This is a genomic window from Legionella sp. D16C41 (genome assembly GCF_048541585.1).
In the GTDB taxonomy this organism is placed as follows: Bacteria; Pseudomonadota; Gammaproteobacteria; order Legionellales; family Legionellaceae; genus Legionella_C.
This window is the reverse complement of sequence record NZ_CP183303.1, coordinates 1727960-1750042: the sequence shown is the minus strand read 5'-3', so window position 1 is coordinate 1750042 and position 22083 is coordinate 1727960. Positions and strand designations below refer to the sequence as shown.

Genomic DNA, 22083 nt, shown 5'->3' with positions numbered 1-22083 from the left:
TAATTAAATGAGGAGCGTAACATGGCTTTAAGCATTAAAAAAATTGTATTAGCATATTCAGGTGGTCTGGATACGTCTGTCATGATTCCGTGGCTTAAAAATAATTACAAAAATGCTGAAATTGTGGCAGTGATTTGTGATTTAGGGCAACAAGAGGATTTAAAAGCTATTCAACAAAAAGCTTTAAAAAGCGGTGCTAGTAAAGCCTTGGTGTTGGATGTCCAAGAAACTTTCGTAAATGATTATCTTTGGCCTTTAGTAAAAGCTGGCGCTTTATATGAAGATCAATATATTTTAGGTACCATCTCAAGACCACTAATTGCTCAAAAATTAGTCGAAGTTGCTTTGCAAGAAAAAGCAGATGCTATTGCCCATGGCGCAACCGGGAAAGGCAATGATCAGGTTCGTTTTGAGTATACTATTAACGCCTTAGCCCCTAAGCTTAAGGTGATTGCGCCTTGGCGAGTATGGGAGATTAAATCCAGACAACAAGCTATTGATTATGCCGCACAGCATGGCGTTGAACTAAGCGTAACGCCGAAAGCACCTTACTCACGTGATCATAATATTTGGTATATCTCGCACGAAGGGGGTGTTTTAGAAGATCCCGCACAAAGCTGCCCTGATGATGTCTTATTAATGACTAAGCCTTTAGAGCAAACGCCTAATCAGGCAGAAAAAATAACGATTGAATTTAAGCAAGGGATTCCAGTGGCTATTAATAATCAATCCCTGCCAGCGACTCAATTATTAACGCTCTTAAATGAAATAGCCGGTAATCATGGTATTGGGGTTGCTGATATTATCGAAAATCGGCTTGTTGGCATGAAAATTCGCGGTGTTTATGAGGCGCCTGCGGCCGCTGTACTTTATAAAGCGCATAAATTGTTAGAAAGTTTATGCCTTGATAAACACACTCTTCATCTTAAGCAATCGCTACAAGGCACCTATGCGAATATCGTTTATGAAGGTCGTTGGTTTTCAGAAGCGAGAAAAGCATTAGATGCCTTTATGGCGGTAACACAACAACATGTTACAGGCAGCGTTGCGCTTAAACTATTTAAGGGAAATATTGTGCCTTGTGGTATTACATCTCCTTATAGCCTACATCAAGCAGCCTTAGCCACCTTTGAAGAAGATGATGTTTATGATCAGCAAGATGCACAAGGGTTTATCAATTTATTTTCTTTATCGGCTAAAGTTTATGGTCTGGTACATGGAGACGGAAATGAGTAATAAGACATGGGGTGGCCGCTTTAAAAAATCTCTACATCCGCTTGCGGTTAATTTTAATGCATCATTGGCTTTTGATTATGTGCTTTATACCTATGATATTTTAGGCAGTAAGGCGCATGCGCACATGCTGGGGCAACAAGGTATTATTCCGTCTAATGAAGCTGAAATGCTTGTTAAAGCATTAGATGAAATTCAAGAAGAACTTGCCAAAGACAAACATCCCTTAGAAGAGCGATTTGAAGATATTCATATGTTCATTGAACACTTATTAATTCAAAAGCTAGGGGATGTGGGTAAAAAGTTGCATACTGGGCGCAGTCGTAATGATCAAGTTGCGCTCGATTTACGGCTCTATACGCGTGATGCGCTAGATAAAGTGGTTAATCAACTTGAAAAAGTAACTCATGTTTTAGGCAAGTTAAGTGTCAAACATGCTAAAGATAAAATGCCCGGATATACCCATTTGCAGCAAGCACAGCCTGTTTATTTAGGCGTTTATTTAGACGCTTATAAAACTATGTTTGCACGTGATATTAGTCGCTTTTTAGACTTAAAAGAACGAATGAATTTTTCTCCCTTAGGTGCTGGCGCCTTAGCCGGTAGTAGTCTGCCGCTAGATAGAGGGTTAACTGCTAAGCTATTAAGTTTTAATGGCGTGATAGAAAATACCTTAGATGCGGTTAGTGATAGGGATTTTATCATGGAATTTTGTAGTGCCGCGGCCATTGTGATGGTGCATTTATCAAGGCTTGCTGAGGATTTTATTATTTGGGCGAGCGCTGAATTTAATTTTCTTATGTTAGATGACGAGTTTGCGACTGGCTCATCGCTCATGCCCAATAAAAAAAATCCTGATATTTTAGAATTAATTCGTGGTAAATCAGGACGAGTCTTTGGGCATTTAGTGGGTATTCTAACCATTATGAAAGCATTACCTCTAGCTTACAACAAAGATATGCAGGAGGATAAAGAAGGTTTGTTTGATACCGTCACCACACTCACGGCATGCCTTACCATTTTACCGCCTTTCCTAGAAAGCTTGACCTTTAACACCTCTCATATGGCTAAACAAGCTCAAAGTGGGTTTTTAGAGGCAACCGCTGTATTAGAAACCTTAGTGAAACAAGGTATCCCTTTTCGTGATGCCCATCATCAAGTAGGCGCGTTAGTGGCTAAAGCGCTTGCAAAAAATTGCACCTTAACTGAAATTATAAAGGAGAATGACGATGGCATCTCTCATAAAACCCCAGACTAAAGCTACTATTTCGCATCTTTTAACGGGTTTAGAATTAAGCGCAAACGATATTGCCACAATTCTTAAGCTGGCCCGCGAAGTAAAAAGTAATCCCAGCCATTATAAAGAAGCCTTGGCAGGAAAAGCGTTGGCTATGATTTTTGAAAAACCTTCTTTTCGAACCCGTTTAAGTTTTAATTTAGCCATCCAAGGTCTAGGTGGTCATGTTGTTGAGAGCATTAGTAGTACTAGAAAAACAGAACAGCCAAAAGATTTTATCCGCGTATTAAATGGTTATTGCGACTATGTCATGATAAGAACCCATGGAGATAGCCAACTTCAAGAGATGGTAGAGTATGCAACTATACCGATTATAAATGGCTTATCAGCTTTATATCATCCCTGCCAAGTGCTAGCCGACTTACTTTCTTTACAAGAATACTTTAAAACATTAGATAATTTAACCTTAAGTTACATCGGCGATGGCAATAACATTTTACATAGCTTGTTATTAATGGCGCCTCAAGTAGGCGTAAACATTAATTATTGCTGCCCTGTCGGTCATGAACCAGACGCAACTATTTTAGCAGTTAGTAAAAGTTTATTTCCTAAAAAAATTCAGCAATTTACGCTACCGTCTGCGGCTGTGCAAAATACACATGCGGTTTATACCGATGTTTGGGTAAGTATGGGATTTGAAGGGACTGGTAATGAATCTGCTTTTCAAGGATTTCAAGTAAATGAAGCACTAATGGCACAAGCTAAACCTGAAGCTGTGTTTATGCATTGTATGCCAATGGAGCGCGGAAAAGAAGTTTCCGAAACCTTGCCCGATAGTACTAAATCTCTTATTTTTATCCAAAGTGAAAATAGGTTACATGTTCAGAAAGCTATTTTATTATTTCTTGCGGCAAGCTTTTAATACCTTGCTAGATAATTAAGTGGTACGTTATTAAATTGGCTTTTTGGTAAAAATTTGCTAAGGTGCAATTCTAAAATTAGTAGTTATCAATAATGTATAAAACGCGATTCTTACAAATTTGCCTTACATCATGTCTATTTTTAAGTTCATTTTATGTTTTAGCAGAAGAAAAACTTATATTAGCTATTGATTTAATTCGGCATGGTGATAGAACACCAACCATGGAAATTCCTAAGGCACCTTATCAGTGGCAAGAAGGATTAGGAGAACTAACCGAGCAAGGCATTGCACAAGAAGTTAACTTGGGTAAAAAGTTACGCCAAATTTATATCAACCAGTTTCACCTGTTACCTGACAATTATAAACCAGGAACGCTTTATGTACGCACAACTAATTTTAACCGAACGATAGCTAGTGCTAAAGCAGTGCTATTAGGTTTATATCCTCTATCAAAACGCGGGAATCAAACTATTCCTATTGATACAGTTTTACAAACCAAAGATGATTTATTATTAGCACGTCCTAGTAAAAATATTTTATTTTTAGCCAAACTTTTCTTAATAAATCAGCGTTATTGGGCACTTAAAACTTATTCAATAAAAGAAAAAATTAATAATTGGAGTTTAGAAACCGGCATTAAACTTAATAATTTTTTAGCCTTAGGCCGGTTAGCAGATAATCTTTCTATTCGGCAATTACATCATATAGCATTACCACAGGGTCTAACCGAAGAAGATGCAAAAGAAATCACAGACTTAGCAACATGGGCAATGGTGGGTTACTTTAAGTTACCCGAAGTTTCTTATCCGCAGGGTCTGCGCTTTATTCAAGAAGTGACCAATTATTTTACGCAAGCAAGTGAAAATAAATCGTTGTTACGCTACATATTGTATTCAGCCCATGATAGTACCATTATGAGTGTCATGACGACCTTAGGGACGCCGCTTAGCGAGCGTCCTCCGTATGCTTCAAGGCTTAATTTTTTATTTTTTAACAATAATAATAATTTTTATGTAAAAATTAGTTATAACGATAAGCCTTTAAAATTGCCAGGCTGTAAAACAATAGCTTGTACCTTGACAGAATTCAAAAGCCTTGCTTTAAAACAACTACCATTTTAAAAATAATAAAAAAAATTATTAAGCTGGTAATTTTCTGAGTTTATGAGTTTGCTTGCAACGTGCTGAAAACGTCGATTTAAGGGTGAACGTCTATAAACGAAATTGGCTATACCATGCCATCAATGCAGCAGAAGCTAATAAGAAGATGCCACCAATAAAGATTAAACCAAGGGTACCAAAAATAGGTAAAAGGTTAGCGCTTAACCCGGTAATTGCCCATGCCATAGCCATTAAGGCACCTGAAAGCCCCATTACCCAACCCTGAGCTGATTTATCAACGGCATCAGAGAAAGCCGTTAATAAGGCGGTATACGCAATCATATCAAAGGCACTAATAGGAAATGCTAAAACCCAAATTGCCCAAAGGTTCGTGCTTAAAACAGTTAAAATTAAGCCTGTTCCCACAATAAAGAGACAAATAGTGGCAATAGTATTAGCTTGCCAAAATTTTAACATCCATTTCATCCCCACTACTAAAGATAGGACAAAACAAAAACCAATAAACCCATTAAAAGCTCCTAGTTGCCAATTGGAGTACTGATAAGTATTGTGTAGTAGCACTAAAATGAACTGAAAATAAATACTAAAACCGAGCTGCATTAATAAGAAAATTACCGCTAACCAGCGAACTTTTTCATGTTTAATTCCATCAATAAAAATATAAATTGGCCGCAGTAAGTTAGTCGATTTTACCTGATGACTGCTATACGTTTCTGCAAATCCATAATAAAGCCAGATAGCAGCTATCAATGCAAAAGCCGCGGAAATAAAAAAAGGCATTGAAAAATTAAAAAATGCAAAGAGCGAATGATCTGAAAATACGCCGCCAATTAAGGGGCCTGCAACATTAGCAAAACTTAACGCGAGCGTCATAAGGCTCATATTAGAAGCTTTATTTTCAGTCGTACTAATATCGGCAATGGCAGCTTGGGCGATAGGTTGGCTACCAGCCATTAAGCCAGAAAAAGCGCGTCCCAGCATCAAGAGAAAAATGCTTGCAAATAAAACACTTAAACCCATTAACATGAAACTAATAAAGAGGCCAAGCATACAAATTAAAATAACTTTTTTCCGGCCCCAATTGTCTGATAAATCGCCCATAAATGCCGCACCAAAAAACATGCAGAAGGGGTAGAGCATATACCCTAAACCTAAATAAAAATGGCGCAACATAATAGATAAATGGGCAGCAAATACTGTATTTGGATTCGTAAACATGGCAGTCATGATGGGATAGACTAAGCCAAATCCCATACCATCAACCACAATCGCTAATAAACAAGGCAAGACTTTATAACTGGTGTTTTTCATATGGTTTAAGTTAATTTAGTTTAATCCATAAAAAGCATTGGCATTTTACGTTTCATAGCACTAACTTTAACAAACTAAAAAACGCTCTTATATTAAATAATAGCGTTAAAATGATTAAACACCATTTTCAGTTATAAATACTCTTATATTATTAAAACAGAGGGTGATGATTATTTTTTCATATCCGCATGCGGACTAGATAAATTAACTGGCTCATCAGGTAATAAGCTACTATCTTCTGTTTTCTTAAAGAATGTATACCCCAAGATTTTCTCTACCTCTTTGACTCTATTATCGCGCTTTGCACCTATGTATTGTATATGGTTAGCATACATGCTCGCCACTGAATTAAGTTTGGATATCTCTTCTTCAACTTTATCTTTTTTGCTATTTAAATCATCGAGTTTATCTTCAGCTTTAATCACTAGAGAATGTACTTTTCCTACTTTTTCAAGTTCTCTAAGAGTTTGTTTGGCAGCAACATTATCTTCTATAGTATCTTGCTCAGTTAAATACGATTTAACCTCTTGTAATAGGCGTTCATCGTCATTAACCATAAACGAGCTAACACTTTCTCTAATAGATTCTAAGGTAGTTTGTTTTTCATGTTTTAGGTCTGTTGCTTTCTGTGCTTCCTTAAGTTTAATAAGGATACTTTCATACTTAGTTGCTTCTTCCTGATATTTAAGTAATTTTTCACTTTTTTTGATAATTTTTTCGCGCATATCCTTATGAACCTTCAGACCTTTATTGTAGCTTTCATTAAGGTCTTCAACTTCACCTTCAAGTTTTTCTATTTTTGCTTTTTGCTCTCTTAATTTTTCCGCAATATACATTAACAATAAAATAAAGAATAATTGTAAAGCATGCGATGAAACCTTATTGACAAGATTTTCGTTAACACGGCCATCTTTAGAAAGAACAATAAAGATGGGCTCTAATTTAGAACGAGCATAGGCTTTAAACGGGTATTCAATAAACTTTATTACCATATTACCTAAATAGGGCTTTGTTTTTGATAAAGAGATCTCGACAACTTTATTGGCTGCCTCATTAGGCGTTAGATCTTTAGCTTCTTTAGATTGTTTATCAGCCTTTAACTTAGGGCGGGCATTAGTAGTCGGTTCGCGCTTAAGCTGAGTTGTTTTAAGTTGATTTGCAAAGATAAAATGCGGATTCATACTTGTTGTTTTTAAGCTAAAAATTGGTTTTTTAGCTGGCTTGTCAATCTCGGGCTTTACTTCTTTTACTTTATAATATTCGCTGAATCCTTGCTGATATTTTTGTTGTTCAATGCCTTCTAGCTTTGCCGCTTCGGTAATGATTTTGCCAAATTTTTTATCACTTATAGTAACACGTTTGGTTGAAAAAGCGCGCTCAAGTTCTATCGGTTTTTTAGCTAGACTTATTGCAGTTACAGGAATTGCGCTTTTTAAACTCATTATACTTTGTACTTTTGTTATATTTTTAAATACAGGAAACATACAAACTCCAACGAAGTTGACCTTTAGGTATTGGCTCTAGTGCAAGTTAGATTAACAAAAAAAAATTAAGGAAAAATTAAGCAAATTGTTTTAATTTATAAAATTTGTATCAAATTAAGTATAAATTGAAAATATTTTACTCTAATAGGTTGGTTTAGTAATTTAATGTAATAAATCAATAAGAAATAACTTGTATTTTATAAGCCACACCGCTTTTTTTTTTACCGACAGTAATATATATTAATCAAGATAATTGGTAATAAGACAGGAGAGTAGCTTTAACCTTAGTAAAAAGGTGAGCTATTAAGTTATTTTTTTAAAATAAAGGAGTGCTAGGATGAAATCGTCAGATGCTAAAACGGAACCTAAAATTAAGTTTGAAGATACAGCAGCGCAGGTCTTATTAAAGGAGAAGAAACTTAATAAAATTAAAGAAATAGAAAAAAAAATAGTTTTTTTCAGCACGTTAACTAGAAAAATGCAAGAAAATCCTACCCAAGCAAATCTAGATGCATTAAAAGCGGACGATGAGGAAATTAATAATTTTTATTCAGGTATGTAAAAATAATATAGAAGAGCGGGTTGCTTGCCTAAGCTAATTTAAATAATTTTCGGCTATTATTAAAATGCAAAGATAAGCCTAATTTACTTCTATCCAAATCTTCCCAACGCCTAAACAGCTGTGGGAAATTACCTTGCATGATTAGTTGATTGACTATATTCCATTAAGGGTTTTCGGATACTGCCAACCCATTGAGATGCCACACATAATGACATAATGTTGAGCAAATTATGTAGAAAAGGGGAGGATCTTACTCAATAACTCATTCTATTTCATCCTCATAGGCACATTAAAATGAGCTATAGTTTATTTTATATATAGAAGTATGTAGGTTGTATGATATGAAAATAAATTATGAATCTTTAAAAGCTATTTCTAAAGGAAGTAATCAAGTGGTAGTTTATGGATTTAGCCAATTTAAATACCAGGATATTTATAAAGCAATAAATGATATTAGTGATATTACAAACGTAAAAGCATTCAATTGTAATGATTATCAATTTACTGAAAATATCCAATATGGGAAGGAATTTAATTCATTATATGGCCATTTTAAATACCTACTTGATGATTTGTTATTAAGTAATTATAAGAAGCAACAAAAACATGAGCCTATAGTACCTTTAATTTTTATTGTTGGCTTCAATGATAAGAAGTATGAGATCGCTAGGATACTAGAAAGAGTTGATCACTTTGATAAAGGCGTATCTTTAGCAGAGCTACGCAGATGTTATAAGCTAGCTACTGAATTTGACAAATTAACAGAGGTTGCACACCATACTTTTAACTTTGTTGTCGCGACTAAAAAAGATGATTCTTATGATTTAACTGTAGTTGACCCACCTTGGAAAGAAGCCTCATGGGAAAAAGGTTGGGAAGTGAGAAAACAATCTACTGAGAAAAAATCTGGTAGCATACACAAAAATACAATTTGGCGCGAAAACTATAAAAAACATATAGAATCCACAGAAGCTAATAACGGCAAAAGCTCAGACGAAGATCAAACAAATACTATCATTAAAACAAAGAACTAATAGATAGAAAGCTAAACCATTTAAAAAGGCAGTTAAAGAATAATATAATGTCTATATTTGCCATTAGAAACTGAAATGCATATTTTTATTAAAACTATACTTGCTGCCTTAGCTATAACCATTTATTCAACTGCAATAGCCTCACAAACGACTACAGCTGCCTCAAGTATGAAGGCAGAATCACAAATGGTTTTTCAAGTGGTTCAAAGCCAGTTGGTTATTGATAGCTCAATGGTTGAATCTGCAAAAATCATATCGCCAGAAAAGCCATCGGATTCCTATGGGCTTCAATTAAAACTAAAAAGTACTGCAGCCAATGAGCTGACACGTATTAGCAATGAAAACATAGGCAAACATATGAATTTAATCCTAGGTAATATTGTTATATCGTCACCAATAATTCAAAGCGAGCTAGGCGCTGAGTTTCAGATAACTGGTTTAACCAAAGAACAAGCAGAACAATTTATCAAAAGTCTATCATTAGTCTATCATTATCAAAATGATTGTTAGCATTTAAATAGTGTGATTTTTGCTTTGTATCTATATGAGTATAAATATCGATGAAGAACGAGAATATACGCTTAATATAGCAATAAATACTATTATTAAATTAAGTCTGATTATCACAATAATCAGACTTAATGGGTTATATAAACTAGTGTGGCCTACTATTTGATTTGTCTACTTTATTAAATTTTCTTTACTTAATCCAGATTCAGAATTTTCTTGAGGTTGCATAACATTTGGGTTTAAATCCTGCACGAAGCCTTTAAATTCTTGAGATTTCTCTATAAGCGTCTGTGCAGCGCCATAGTTATTATATTCTGGGGTTTTTAATTTAATTGATTCTTGCTTTGGTATCGGTACAGGATTTTTTGATTTATCTATCATATCAATTATAGTCTTGTATAAGTCAACTGTAGATTTTTGTCTCGCGCCCCAACCAAAAAATCCCCAACCTTTATCAAATCAGAAATGTAGCCTGGGTGAAACAAAGTGAAACCCGGGTTTCGGCCCTGCAGGCCTGCACCCAGGCTAAGCCTGCTTAATTTTTCTTTATGTAATACAGATACAGAACTCGATTAAGTTTTCTCAATATTTAAATTTGAAGCCTTCAAGAACTCTTTAAATTTTTGGGATTTTTCTATAAACATCTGTCCAGCCTCATAGTTATAGTCTAAAGTACATTTATGGTGTTGCCCCAGGAAAGCTCGTTATACTATTTTCCTCTTCTTGCTCATCTGTATTTGACTTTTGCTCATTCGGGTTTGGCGTTTGCTTTACCTGTTGGTTTTTAAGGATTTCAGCATTTTTAAACCGCTCAACTTCTGCTTTAAGTCGTTCAATTTCTGCCTCATCTCTTTCTTTTCTTTGAGCTCTTCTTTCAGGTTTAGTTTTATAAAGACCTAATTCTTTTTTTTCCCTCTTAAAAAAAGCATCCAAAGAATTATCTTCTCTTGCAAGCGGCGGCAAATTAAAACCTCTTCTCATATCCCGACGTCTAGACATAGGACTACTCCGATACAATACTCTAGTATTTTTTATTATAGACTAGTCATATTGATTTTTAGTGAGCAAATCTTATATTGGTGAATAGTATATTTTTACCTAATTTAGAAACTATATTAAATAAATAGGTTTTCTGAGCTACTACATTTCTATGGGCTATTCTTCCCTATCATAAATTTTTTCCTTTTTTGTTAAATTCTGGAAACAAGGCAAATCTGAGATAGCAGTTTTTTAAATTTTACCTAAGTTGATTGTCATCCTCATGTCTTCTAATTGCTTTAAAGTCCCATGCCCTAACTTCGGGTTAAAAAGACCGCGCTTAATTCTAAAGAATCTTCCTAAGTTTGAAGCTTTATCTAAACAAGCTGTTATTAGTTCCTGTTTTGTTTCTAGAGGTAACATTTTTATATGCTTAACAACCTCTTCTTTATGGGCAGCAAGGGCTTTTAGTTGCAATGGAGCAATAAATTTTTTTGTTTGTAATGCTGATACTATGTATTGTGCGCTATGTCTATGTTGAAGTATGGTTTTTAGTTCATCTTCTTTTATTATTTCATCAGCATGCAGTGTTTGCAAAAAATTAAAGGGATCGTTCACATTATTAGGATTATAGGTTTCCAAATTGGCATTAGTCGCTTTATGATAACGCCATTTACCAGGATGACGAACTGAACTATAAATTCCTATTTGTCTGTCAGTAGGAAAAATTATTCCAGGTCTAATTTTCGCCTTTACTAAGCTTGCTTCTATTTCTTCTAGTGTGTGCTCACATTCTTTTTCAAATCCAGGTAAAATATAGATAGTAAATTGCATCCCTTCATAGAGCCTAAAACCATTTTTTAATTTTTGTCTTCTTAAGTCAATTAAGCTTTCATAGATAGTTTTAGTGTAAGCCAGCAAATCCTCTTTATTTAACGTATATTGATTAAAGAAACTATTAAATAAAGTATTTGCAGGATCTCCCTCCCCTGCGGATAGTTATTTTATAAAAATAATAGTTAAAAATATCACTGCTTTTTCATATAAGCGCTACTATACTCTGTTACTTTAACTATTTCATCAGCCATCAATTCTAATGCATCTACTGATGGTTTATTACTTGATTCTGTCATTTGACTAACTTCTTTTGAAGGAACATAATTTTCGATATTATGGTTAAGTAATTCTGTTTTTTGTACTCGAGGAAGTCGAAAAAAACTATGGTTTGTTTGGCCTACACGTAAGTCATGAAAACTATTAACGGTAGGATAATAATAGGTTGCACCTGCTTGTGATTCTATAGAAAGACAAGTAGATCCGTCTGATTGCTCAACATAATTTTTACTTCTCATAATATTTGAACCAATTAAATTATAAAGTTTAATTATTTTACCAAATGATTATAATTTAATCAATATATTTGTTGATAAGACAACTATAGAAAAATAGCTAGGCAGTAAAATGATTAAGAGAGATTACTTTAGAAATTTCCTCAATAGGTAATCCCATCACATTATAATAAGAGCCTTTAATTTCTTTAACGAAGGTATTATAGACATTCTGAATGCCATAGCCTCCAGCTTTATCAAACGGGTCACCTGAATCAATATAATGATGTATTTGTTGTTCTGTAAGGGTATTAAAAGTAATACTAGTGGTTACGCAATCAAACCACCATTGTTGTTTTGGTAAAAAAATTAACGCATAACCCGTGTAGACTTCATGTCTATTACCACTTAGCATGCTTAACATGCGATAGGCATCTTCATAGTCATGAGGTTTCTCAAGAATATGATTTTGATAAACTACGGTAGTATCTGCTGCAAGAATTAAGTCTGCTGCACCTAGTTCAATTTGTGGCAAAATAGTTTGCGCTTTTTCTCTTGCAAGTCGAGTTACATAGTCTTTAGCCGCCTCACCTTTTTGCTGGATTTCTTCAATATTAGCAGGCTTTACAAGAGCACTTAATCCATGCTCTTGTAATATTTGTAAACGTCTTGGAGACGCACTGGCTAAAATTATTCTCAATTGCTTTGCTTTCATGTTGTAGTCTTTTAAGCACTATTTTAGTGCACTATGATAACTTCTTAATATAATTTTTCTATAATTAGCTCTTTAAAAGACATGGTAAGTTCATAGAACTAGCATTATATATCTTAATTTCTTATGAATGGCTATCAGCAAATAGATAAAATAGATAAAATATATTTTCCTAATTTATTCAATGTACTTACATGACCAAACTACATGATGTTTTCTTAAAGAAAAATAGCGATATGAACCATGGGCAAGCTATTTATGATTTACTCAAGCACGATAATTTAGATATCAATGCGCAAGATGAACAAGGTAATACAGTTTTACATATAATGGCTATGTATATTTCTAGCAATTATCATAATCCTTATTTTCATAAACCTAATCCGGAAGGTAAATTTACTAATAATACAGGCTATAGTGGTCATTTTTATATGACAAACTATCAAGGCCCTTCATTTCTTGAGGATTTAGAATTATTCTTGCGTCTAGGCGCTAATCCCACTTTAAAAAATAAAAATGGTCAAACTGCAAGTGATCTATTTTTTAAAAATTCTCATTTTGCGCTACAGCATTTAGATAATTATTTTCAGATGTTGCAAAAATATTATCCCCATGCCTCAGAAATTATTGCTGTTATTAATTATGCGGCGTTGCGATCCTCTACATACTTTCAAGAAAAATGCTTCAGTCAAAACCTTTCTTTTTATCCAGCTAATCCGTGGAATGAAGAAAAATTACCCAATCTTTTAGATGAGCGACTTTTACCATTAGATTGCCTAGAAAAACTAATCAAATGGATTGATTCTACTAACCTAAGCGAGCTTATAAGCAAAAAAACCATGAATACCATTCGAGAGCGATTAAATAATCAGCTCAACTTACAGAAATCAAATCCCTTCTTGATTGGTATAATGAGTAAAATTGCAACACTTTATCAAACCCAAAAAAATACTTTCAGGCGCGCTATGCTTTTAAACCATCCTGATTATCCCCTGTTTGATTTAATAAAGCAGCTTTCTGAAGTTAATCATATTGAATCCTTATTAAATCAAGAATTAGTGGACTATTTAAATCAAATATTAAAAGATTATGAAGACACTAGAATTTTTTGGGAGCAACTGAAAGTATCAGCACTAGATCCTATAGCTTTGTCAGAAATTAAACTAATTAAACCCATTTGTGAAAATTTAAGTGATATTCTTGAAGGTGAAAATCAATTAAAAGTAACTAAAAGTTGGAATTTGAAAACGGACTACAGCGAATTGCGTCAGTTTATGGCAGCAAAACAACATCTTTTTTACAGTCAACAAGAGGTTATCAAGGAGCTTAGGCAGCAATTTAAAGAAAATGAGTCTATTAAACCTTCTTTACTGTAGCTAATTTGATACACCTGCTAAATCTAGAAAGCGAGTAAGCAAGTCTGCGCCCTACTCGCTGAAATAATTAAAATCCCCAAACTAACTGCTCTAATTCTTTCAATGAGGAAACTTTACTTTTCCAATCGGCAATTCTTAGCTGAACATTTAAATTACTGTATTTATGGAGCAGCATCAAGGCAGTTAATTGATGGCTTAATTGCGCATTAAGTTCATGAGATAAATAGCCATAAGCAGTTAAAAAATTAACTAATAACTCTTTGTCACCTTGAATTAAAAAAGCGCCTGGACCTAATAAATCATATTGATAATGGCCCAACATCGCATCACCAAAATCAATTAAACCTGAGATGTGCCAACTACCTGTAATATTAGTCACTAAAAAATTCATTGGAGTGTATTCTCCCGTTAAAAGCACTGATTTTTCACTTGCTCGTAATGATTCAGTAACCATTCCAATATAAGCAGGAATTTGTTCAATTAAAGAAGCATTTAATTTTTTAGTTTTATGATTCTCGACACAGGATTCTATTTGCTTTGCAATAAAAGTTGGCCATTGACAATCAATAGCCTCTAATCCTACAGTTGATAGCGCATGAACTTCACGGATTAGTGCCCCTAATTCTTTAATAATGATTAATTTATTATCATGGCTTAAGGTTGGCCAAAGCGTTTCCAATAAGGTACCGTGAAGCTTAGTCATTATTATATAAGGCCATCCCGCTATGTCGCCTTCATGGATAAGAGTTGGGGTCTTAACGGAAAGTTTTCCTGCGAGCGCTTTTAAAACTAATCGCTCACTTACAAATTGATATTGATGAAAAGGAGGAAACAACTTAATAACTAAATGGTTATCATAAGCATATACAACGTTAGTACCTTCGGAAAAAAGCTGTAAAGATTTTAAGGGTAAGTGATGGCGCTCTAGGATGTTTTTGATAACCTCTATAAAAATTTGGCTCGTTAATTTTAACTCTTCAAACTGCTCATAAGAGCTTATTGATGCCAAGGTGTTATTAATTTCATTCATTCTATGTCCCTTTTAACGCGTAAATTCTAGCCTAGAAGCCCAAGACACTATCGTTTAACAAAAACCTAGCAATTAAGCAATCTTATTATAAAATTGCTAGACAATAACCAACACTAAAGCTGGATTGACCTAAATTTAATAGTCCTTACTAGGTCTTATTTCCTATATAATTAGATTTAAATAAACTATTAATGTATTATTTATTGACTAATTGCCATTAATATATTATTTTTATACATATGTAGATGCTTATAGGAGGCTAACAATGAGCAGCCTATCTCTTTTAAAAAATAATCAAGCAAGTGAGCTTAATGCTGATAATTTAAAAAGAAATACAGCCAACATAATCCAACTTTTCAAACACTGGGACTTAAAAGTGGATGAACAATGTAATTTGTTAGGTGGTATAAGCCCCCAGCAATTGAATAAATTTAAAAACGGTAAAGCTCACATTTCCGGCCGAGATACTATAGAACGCGTTGGTAATCTTTTAGGGATACATAAGAGTTTAAGGATTTTATATCCCTACAATAGAACAGTTGTTTATAAGTGGGTTAAGGCGAGAAATAAAAAACTGCATAATTTAACCCCTTTAGAAATTATGCTCTCTGAAGGCTATATTGGCATTGCTCAAGTTAGGAAATTAACGGATTATATGAGAGGCATGTAATGTCGCTGTTTGAAACAATAATTGATTATTCTGAAGACGTTTTTCGCAATATTCCCTCCGTAAGGCCCTCGCAAGATTTATTTGATGATTTAAGTGATGATGCAGATAATTGGGCTGCTGCTAATAATTTAGAAGCCGTTACGCGTATGCCTCTGGAAAATAACCAATTAATACAAAGAGGATTTGAGTATAGTGAAAATCCTTTTATTGATTACCCCTTTGAGAATTTAACCATTTCTCGTTTTAGCAATGGGCAAAACCCCTGCCTATATGCTTCTGAAACATTAGAAACTACCATACATGAAACAGTGTATCATTTTAGCAAAAATATAGCTGATTCTTTAGAGGCTTTCAGTGGCGAAAAACAAATTCTTGCCGACAGGCGCGTAGCTAAAATAGCGTGTATTGGCATAGCGATAGATTTGTCAGCGAAAACAGAGGAATATCCTTGGCTGTTAGATCCAATAAACTACGATAGATGTCAAGAAGTTGGCAGACGTATTGCCAAAGAAGGCCATCCGCTGTTAAGAGTAAGATCAGCTAGGCAATTAGAAGGTATTAATATCGTAGCCTTTAAAAGTAACATCTTATCTAATGTGAGAGAACATTGCTTTTTGCGCTACTGTCTTAATTTAGAGACGATGAAAGTAATTGTTACCCGCGGAGAGGAAATTATTATTAAAATTTAGTCCTAACGCTTTTAATGCTAAATTCAAAAATAATAGTATGGTAATACCTTAATAATGAAAAATAATCATGCACTTAAGTGAAGATAAAAAAATAATTTTAAAAGTAGCTAATGATGAAATTGATTCTAAAGGCACTTACAGTACTCCTGAAGCAATAACAGCTATTGAAAGTAAAGCGTTTTATAGTTGTAACCATTTAAAAGCTATAACGATGCCTAATGTAAAATTAATTGGTTCCTGGGCATTTTATGATTGCATCAATTTAAAGACTGTTAGCATGCTGAATGTTACGGCTATTGGTCCTGGCGCATTTACTAAATGTAGAGGCTTAGAAGCCCTTTTTCTTTCCGAAAAAATTACTGCAATCGGTACTTATGCGTTTCATAATTGTTTAAATTTAAAAAATATTATTATCGATATAAGCGATGACTCTAAGTTAGAATATATTAAAAAGTTATTTCCTAGCTATTTAAGAGATAAAATTATTGCGCTAGATATAAGCGGCACGCGCAACACCTATCTTGCCAGGATTCTGCAAACTCCACAAACAAATGCCCTTTTTCGCTTTTTTAATCCCAACGCAAGGCATGTTGCTAAAGTTCAATTAGATAAGACAAACCAACAGATAGAAAAAGAGTCTCCCAAATTAATTGATGATATATTTTGCTTAATAAATAGTTTTTTAGTAAATGACAATCTCTATTATGCCAAAGTAAAACAATTAATATTTAAAGAGCCTCTACCTTGTAACAAGGCCCAATTCATTGCTTATAAAAATAAACTAGAAACTATAACCCAAGACTGTATTGATAAGGCTAAAGAATGTACACAAATTACCGGGAGTATTACTGCCTTTCATTGATAACTAAATAATTTATCATTAAGGTATACGTTGGCTTGAAAGATCGTTTCTCAATATAGTTGTCTTTTCAAGATATTTACTATAGCCTGCCGAAAAGTAAACAATTGTCCCATCCCATTTTTTATTAAAATCATCAAATTTAACGAGCATATTTGATCCAGCCCAAGGATCATCAATTAAAACTTGATTATTTACCATTCCCTTAACCACCACAAAATGCCCACCAATTTCGTTAGTTCTCATAATTAAAGGGCCATATTTATATAAATAATAGGTAAGATGGCCAGGTAATACTTCTTCTACATATTCTTTGCGATTACCTTTTTCTTTTAGATCAACCTTATTTAAAAAATCACTATAACTTTTCAACTCGGCAGACGTCTTTCCAGAAAATAATTTAATTGGTCTCCTCTCATAATTAGATTTTAAATCGTTTCGTTGTTCGGAGAAATTAGCGTCTTTTAGCTCATTGCACTTTTGAATATGATAGTCTATTAACATTTTCATAGCTGTATCGGCACAATCAAAAATACGAGGCTGATGATAGTAGTTAAGATCTTGATAACAGATGTCGCCTGAGCAACAATCTCGGCCCACTTCTAAACATTCTGTTAATTCCAATGTCTCAAGAGACTCAGGTAAATGATCCTTAGAAGTTTTACCATAGAATATAGATGTCGCTGAGTTTAGGGTTTGATGGGTTTTTGTATAGATTCCTTCTTTTAGGCTTGGACTTTTTGTAGATAAAATTAGCTTATCTGCACAATCCATCCACGTAAACTCCTTACCGCGTATTATGTTATTAGGGTCTGTATATTTGATAATATGCAAAGGGGGCTTTTTGTTTTCAATCACACAAGCAATAAAGGTAGATGATGGCATGGGAATTAATTTGAGAGTAGCTTTCCTAAGGTCTTGTAACGAATCTACTATGGCAATAGAGGTGCACTGGCTTATAGGTTTTGTAAGAGCTATTTCTTCAAATTTCGTAACATCAACTAGGAAGTTAATTTTTATAATTGCGTAAAACATGACTCTCACGCCTCAAAGTCGTTTAATATCTTAATAAATTATAGCAGTACTTATTTAGAGCAAATACACACGCTCAGCTTAAGGATATCACCTAAAGATGTGTTTTAAGTTAGCAAATTTTCCCTAAGCTAATTAGCTTAGGGAATTTAAAGAATTTTTCTTAAGTTACATAGCTAGATTAGTTTGTCGGTGCGTCTGCTGCTGGTGTAGCGCCACCTCTTCTTGGCATTCTCTCACACTAGGTTTCGAACTATTCAAATCAAGTACTGTTTCATTAGCGTTATTGACAATAGTGGTATCTACGCGTGGGTCTTGCAGTAAACGTTTAACACACGCTAGGTGGCCACGTTCGACTGCGTCATGAAGTGCTGTATAGCCCATATTGTCTTGTTTATTAGGATCTAATTTCGGGTCAGCAAGAAATAAATCAAGCACCGCAACATCACCAATGGAGGTAGCCATAAATAGCAGGGGTTCTGAGGAAGCCATAAGCGCATTAATATTAATACCAGGCATTTTAAAGAGCATATTGACTATCTCAAAAGCTTCCTCATGGTCTTTCCCTTTTTTACCAGCAAGTAGTCGTATAGCTTCTGTTAAAGGAGTGGTGCAATAAAGTGAGCTAGAATTAACTACTTTAAGCGTAGGATAGGTGAGTAAACAGCCGCGAATAGCACGAATATCATTTAAGCGAATAGCCACAATTAAATAATCTATCTCTTCATTAATAATACCAAGTTTGCTGTTTTTAAACTTTTCAAAATACGTTAAATCATCTTGCCTTTCTTTTTCTTTTAGTTCAATTAGCTGCTTATTGAATTTTTCAAAATATACTAAATCATCTTGTCTTTCTTTTTCCTTTAATTCAAGCAGCTGCTTTATGTCGCTATCTTTAGTCATATTAACTATCAAGTCACCGCGATATGGCGCCTTAAACAAGGTACCAGGATATTGAATTAATAGCTTAGCGGTATCAGGATGTTCATTTCTAAGCGCTAATTGTAAAGGGGTAACGCCATTGACATCACACGCATCTGGATTAGCGCCGCCATAATAAACCAAATTACGAAGGTTTGTATTATGGCCATTTTTTGCAGCAGCGTGAATGGCACTACTGTAATTGTGGGTAGGTTTTGTTACTATGGTTGGATAAAAATCAATGAGTAACTGTAAAATTTTAGGATCTTTACTCGCGGCATAAGTCGCACTATATTCACTGGTTTTAGCGCCTCGTTTAAGGAGAGCCTCTACTAAATCTACGCGGTTTGCTTTGATAGCATAATCTAGAGCATTATCATACTCTGTCCTCGCAATACTTGCTCCGGCTTTAATTAAGAGATCAATCATCTCAACCGATTTTACGAGACACAAAGGCTCTTCATCAAACCAATTGGTGTGATTGACCGTTTGGGGAAAGAGCTGAATAAGTGAAGTAGCTAAGGCTAAATTGTTATTCATTACCGCAAAATGTAACAAGGAATAACCCTGGATGATTTGCTTATCAAGAGACCATGATTTTAATTCCTCTAAATCATCGCTAGTCACGGTGTCCGTAAGGAAATGATTTAATAGTAGCAAGCGAGGATTTAAGTTAGGCTTAAGAACTATCCCAAGTGATTGTAGTTGCTTATCAAACTGGGTAAGCGAATTACCTTTAACGCGTTTTTTCCATTGATAAAGCATTAATTCAGCTTGCATGATTTCTTGGCTGGCGTCAGTAGTAAAATAATCTTGTAATAATTTTCCTGCTAGCTCCAACTTTTTCTCAGGTAGCAACTTTTGGATAATTAAGCGCATGAGTAGATGCGGTAAAATAGGATTATCAGCGTAGCGCGATAGAAATTCTTCTAAATAAAATTGTTCAAAAAAAGTTATCGTATCAAGGTATAATTCATCAGCAATATCTGCAGGTAAAAACAGGCGATATTTGACTTTCAATGCGATAAGCATACTAGCAAGACTACAATTACCCACGGTTTGAAACTTTCCAGCAATACTTTGATTAAAAACCAAACCGAGAAGCGTATGCAAATCATGTTGAATATAAGGTTTATTTGATTCTAGACGACTTTCTTTAAAGAGCTTGGTTAGTACTTCTGCGGATAAATTTTGCGGTTTAGTTATTTTATAATGCTCAGTGGTAATATCCGTACTACAACCGCCACCATTATTTCGATACAAATTATCTTGGTGAATGATAAGATCTATCGCATGTCCAGACCAACCGGTAATAATTTCAGCACCACAAGTTTTACTATCAGCTAATATAGCTGCCCATAAATCCTCGTTAGAAAATTCCATCGACGGGTAATAATTCCAGGGTGTAGACAACAAGTAAAAGCGCATTGCTTTTAGGGTCATATTTCTTACTTGTTTAATAACATCTTGGTGGACAGTATATTTTCCCTTTTGCTCACAATCTTTCACATAGGCATTCATCAAATGTGTAAGAAATGGCGCGGTATCAGAAAAATGACTGCCAGTTAGTTTAATAGCGTTACTGTTAGTTACAGCGCCACTTAAGGAGAATAAATGACCAAACATTTTACAATCTTTGTTTAAATCTGAATTACTTTTAGTTTGAAGATGGGATTCTTCCCAAGCTAGTATCTCCTCATCAAAACAATCTAAATTAAAAGTAGCTCCTCGGACAAAATTTATAGCTTGTAATTGTTCATCACTGTTTTCGATAGTTAAGTTCTTAACATGCTTAATAATGGTATTTACATCCAAGTTTAAAGCAAGTTTTTTAAGGTTGGCATAGGTTTCATTTCGCTCATAAAAATCTTTACCGATAGCAAGACAAGCTAGGCAATATTCAATATCTATCTCAATATTAGCTTTAAGCAGCGCTTCCGTTAACGTAATAATACTAGTTTTAGCAATATGATTTTTCCGAAAGTCATTAAAGCATTCAGAGATAATAGATTTAAGCAGTTCCCTATTTTCTGTTTGCTTTTTACATAATTTAAAAAAATCGTTAAATTGGGAGGTAACCGAGTAATCGGTACTTTTAAGTAACTCACCTAATATTGTTTTATCATTTGGTTTTTTGGTAAAAAATAAGGTTGGCTGAAGTTTCAGTATTTTTAGAAATAAAAGTAAATTGCCATAGTCTGATCTACCTGCTAGATTGTCGTCAATTAAATCAATAGCTGATTTACCTGCGTAATTAGTATGCGAAATATCAATGCCCTTCTCTATAAGTAAAGTGGCAATCTCTTCGGCTAAATATTGACAATGAATAATTACCAATTGCAAATAATTATTTCCATCCTTATCCAGTGTATTGACGTCAAACTGGTCAGTATTAATTAATTCTTTGATTAACTCCATGTCTTTATATTCAGTACTAGATAAAATCTGAGCTAAAGCTGTTTGTCCATTGTTATTTTTGATATTGGGATTGGTTTTAGGATTTTTAATGACTTGAAAAAGACAGTCTTTATAAGCATAGGCTGGCTCAGAGAGCATATGTAGTAAGATGGAATTATGTTTAGAAGTGGCTTGATTAGGGTTAAAGTTTTTATGTTCAATTAACTTTTTAAAAGAATTGACGATAGTATAATCGTTTAAATTATACATTAATTCAAAAAATGTCTGGTCTGCTTGAAAGGGCTGCTGAAAATCAAAGTTTGGGTTGTTTAACAAGAGATCAAAAATTTTCTCTATATAATAGGATAATAAGACACGCTTTAAATAGTAAGTTAGAAAACTATTCCCCTGCTTATCAAGCGCATTCACTGGCGCCCCAGCCTGTATTAAAAGCTCAGCATAATCAAAAAAACTACTGCTTTTCGTATGTTTTGACTTAGCTAAGACATGTAATATAGAGTCACCCTCTGCAGTTAAGTCCGTAACTTGGAAGTTTTCTTCGTTAAGTTTGCTTAAAATTTCAGAAGGTTGATAGCTATCATTGAGTAGAGCGAGCAGTTTTTCACTTGTCATATTTTTACCAGCTAGCTTTAAAAATCGGCTAGCTTAACAAGCAA

The 22083-nt window shown here is 34.2% G+C and carries 21 protein-coding genes; 11 read left to right on the top strand and 10 right to left on the bottom strand.

Annotation, left to right across the window (positions count from 1 at the left end; translation table 11 throughout):
• Positions 1-21: 21 nt before the first annotated feature.
• The 4 genes from ACNVED_RS07685 to ACNVED_RS07670 all read left to right on the top strand — a co-directional run bounded on the left by ACNVED_RS07685 (position 22) and on the right by ACNVED_RS07670 (position 4513).
• The gene (locus ACNVED_RS07685) at positions 22-1236 is read left to right on the top strand and encodes an argininosuccinate synthase (RefSeq protein WP_419418438.1); all 1215 of its coding nucleotides are present in this window, start codon (positions 22-24) and stop codon (positions 1234-1236) included.
• Positions 1229-2491: an argininosuccinate lyase gene (gene argH / locus ACNVED_RS07680; RefSeq protein WP_419418437.1), complete on the top strand. Its 1263-nt coding sequence runs from the start codon at positions 1229-1231 to the stop codon at positions 2489-2491. The genes ACNVED_RS07685 and argH overlap by 8 nt, the downstream gene beginning before the upstream one ends.
• A complete protein-coding gene (argF, locus tag ACNVED_RS07675) occupies positions 2463-3392 on the top strand; it encodes an ornithine carbamoyltransferase (RefSeq protein ID WP_419418436.1) in 930 nt (309 codons plus the stop codon). The genes argH and argF overlap by 29 nt, the downstream gene beginning before the upstream one ends.
• A 92-nt stretch (positions 3393-3484) precedes the next feature.
• Positions 3485-4513: a histidine phosphatase family protein gene (locus ACNVED_RS07670; protein ID WP_419418435.1), complete on the top strand. Its 1029-nt coding sequence runs from the start codon at positions 3485-3487 to the stop codon at positions 4511-4513.
• Between the two features lie 90 nt (positions 4514-4603).
• Here the strand turns inward: ACNVED_RS07670 and ACNVED_RS07665 are convergent, their stop codons facing one another.
• Complete coding sequence (locus ACNVED_RS07665) at positions 4604-5824, bottom strand: MFS transporter (RefSeq protein WP_419418434.1); 1221 nt, start codon at positions 5822-5824, stop codon at positions 4604-4606.
• A gap of 170 nt (positions 5825-5994) precedes the next feature.
• Positions 5995-7308: a coiled-coil domain-containing protein gene (locus ACNVED_RS07660; RefSeq protein ID WP_419418433.1), complete on the bottom strand. Its 1314-nt coding sequence runs from the start codon at positions 7306-7308 to the stop codon at positions 5995-5997.
• A gap of 337 nt (positions 7309-7645) precedes the next feature.
• On the opposite strand from ACNVED_RS07660, the gene ACNVED_RS07655 reads away from it, so the two are divergent.
• The 3 genes from ACNVED_RS07655 to ACNVED_RS07645 all read left to right on the top strand — a co-directional run bounded on the left by ACNVED_RS07655 (position 7646) and on the right by ACNVED_RS07645 (position 9414).
• Positions 7646-7870, top strand: coding sequence for a hypothetical protein (locus tag ACNVED_RS07655; RefSeq protein ID WP_419418432.1), 225 nt, complete (start codon positions 7646-7648; stop codon positions 7868-7870).
• Between the two features lie 341 nt (positions 7871-8211).
• Entirely contained in the window at positions 8212-8904 is a 693-nt protein-coding gene (locus tag ACNVED_RS07650; protein WP_419418431.1) for a hypothetical protein, read from the top strand.
• Positions 8905-8979: 75 nt separating this feature from the next.
• Positions 8980-9414, top strand: coding sequence for a SecDF P1 head subdomain-containing protein (locus ACNVED_RS07645; protein WP_419418430.1), 435 nt, complete (start codon positions 8980-8982; stop codon positions 9412-9414).
• Positions 9415-9585: 171 nt separating this feature from the next.
• Here the strand turns inward: ACNVED_RS07645 and ACNVED_RS07640 are convergent, their stop codons facing one another.
• The 5 genes from ACNVED_RS07640 to ACNVED_RS07620 form a co-directional block, all read right to left on the bottom strand.
• Positions 9586-9795: a hypothetical protein gene (locus tag ACNVED_RS07640; RefSeq protein ID WP_419418429.1), complete on the bottom strand. Its 210-nt coding sequence runs from the start codon at positions 9793-9795 to the stop codon at positions 9586-9588.
• Between the two features lie 297 nt (positions 9796-10092).
• Positions 10093-10413 carry a hypothetical protein gene (locus ACNVED_RS07635; protein ID WP_419418428.1) on the bottom strand — a complete coding sequence of 107 codons (321 nt, stop codon included), beginning with the start codon at positions 10411-10413 and terminating at the stop codon, positions 10093-10095.
• 231 nt (positions 10414-10644) lie between these two features.
• A complete protein-coding gene (locus ACNVED_RS07630) occupies positions 10645-11313 on the bottom strand; it encodes a hypothetical protein (RefSeq protein ID WP_419418427.1) in 669 nt (222 codons plus the stop codon).
• 107 nt (positions 11314-11420) lie between these two features.
• Positions 11421-11744: a hypothetical protein gene (locus tag ACNVED_RS07625; protein WP_419418426.1), complete on the bottom strand. Its 324-nt coding sequence runs from the start codon at positions 11742-11744 to the stop codon at positions 11421-11423.
• A 97-nt stretch (positions 11745-11841) separates the two neighbouring features.
• Positions 11842-12435, bottom strand: a complete 594-nt coding sequence (locus ACNVED_RS07620; protein WP_419418425.1) for a Maf family protein — start codon at positions 12433-12435, stop codon at positions 11842-11844.
• 191 nt (positions 12436-12626) lie between these two features.
• Here ACNVED_RS07620 and ACNVED_RS07615 point away from each other — a divergent pair, with 191 nt between their 5' ends.
• Complete coding sequence (locus ACNVED_RS07615) at positions 12627-13808, top strand: hypothetical protein (protein WP_419418424.1); 1182 nt, start codon at positions 12627-12629, stop codon at positions 13806-13808.
• Positions 13809-13875: 67 nt separating this feature from the next.
• On the opposite strand, the gene ACNVED_RS07610 is transcribed toward ACNVED_RS07615, so the two are convergent.
• Positions 13876-14838, bottom strand: a complete 963-nt coding sequence (locus ACNVED_RS07610) for an aminoglycoside phosphotransferase family protein (RefSeq protein ID WP_419418423.1) — start codon at positions 14836-14838, stop codon at positions 13876-13878.
• 265 nt (positions 14839-15103) lie between these two features.
• On the opposite strand from ACNVED_RS07610, the gene ACNVED_RS07605 reads away from it, so the two are divergent.
• The 3 genes from ACNVED_RS07605 (at position 15104) to ACNVED_RS07595 (ending at position 17059) form a co-directional block, all read left to right on the top strand.
• Positions 15104-15508, top strand: a complete 405-nt coding sequence (locus tag ACNVED_RS07605; protein ID WP_419418422.1) for a hypothetical protein — start codon at positions 15104-15106, stop codon at positions 15506-15508.
• The gene (locus ACNVED_RS07600) at positions 15508-16197 is read left to right on the top strand and encodes an RES family NAD+ phosphorylase (protein WP_419418421.1); all 690 of its coding nucleotides are present in this window, start codon (positions 15508-15510) and stop codon (positions 16195-16197) included. Before ACNVED_RS07605 ends, ACNVED_RS07600 begins: the two co-directional genes overlap by 1 nt.
• Positions 16198-16264: 67 nt before the next feature.
• Complete coding sequence (locus tag ACNVED_RS07595) at positions 16265-17059, top strand: leucine-rich repeat domain-containing protein (protein ID WP_419418420.1); 795 nt, start codon at positions 16265-16267, stop codon at positions 17057-17059.
• Between the two features lie 18 nt (positions 17060-17077).
• Here ACNVED_RS07595 and ACNVED_RS07590 read toward each other — a convergent pair whose 3' ends face one another.
• Positions 17078-18091 carry a cysteine peptidase family C39 domain-containing protein gene (locus tag ACNVED_RS07590; RefSeq protein WP_419418419.1) on the bottom strand — a complete coding sequence of 338 codons (1014 nt, stop codon included), beginning with the start codon at positions 18089-18091 and terminating at the stop codon, positions 17078-17080.
• A 165-nt stretch (positions 18092-18256) separates the two neighbouring features.
• Positions 18257-22039: an ankyrin repeat domain-containing protein gene (locus ACNVED_RS07585; RefSeq protein WP_419418418.1), complete on the bottom strand. Its 3783-nt coding sequence runs from the start codon at positions 22037-22039 to the stop codon at positions 18257-18259.
• Positions 22040-22083 lie beyond the last annotated feature (44 nt).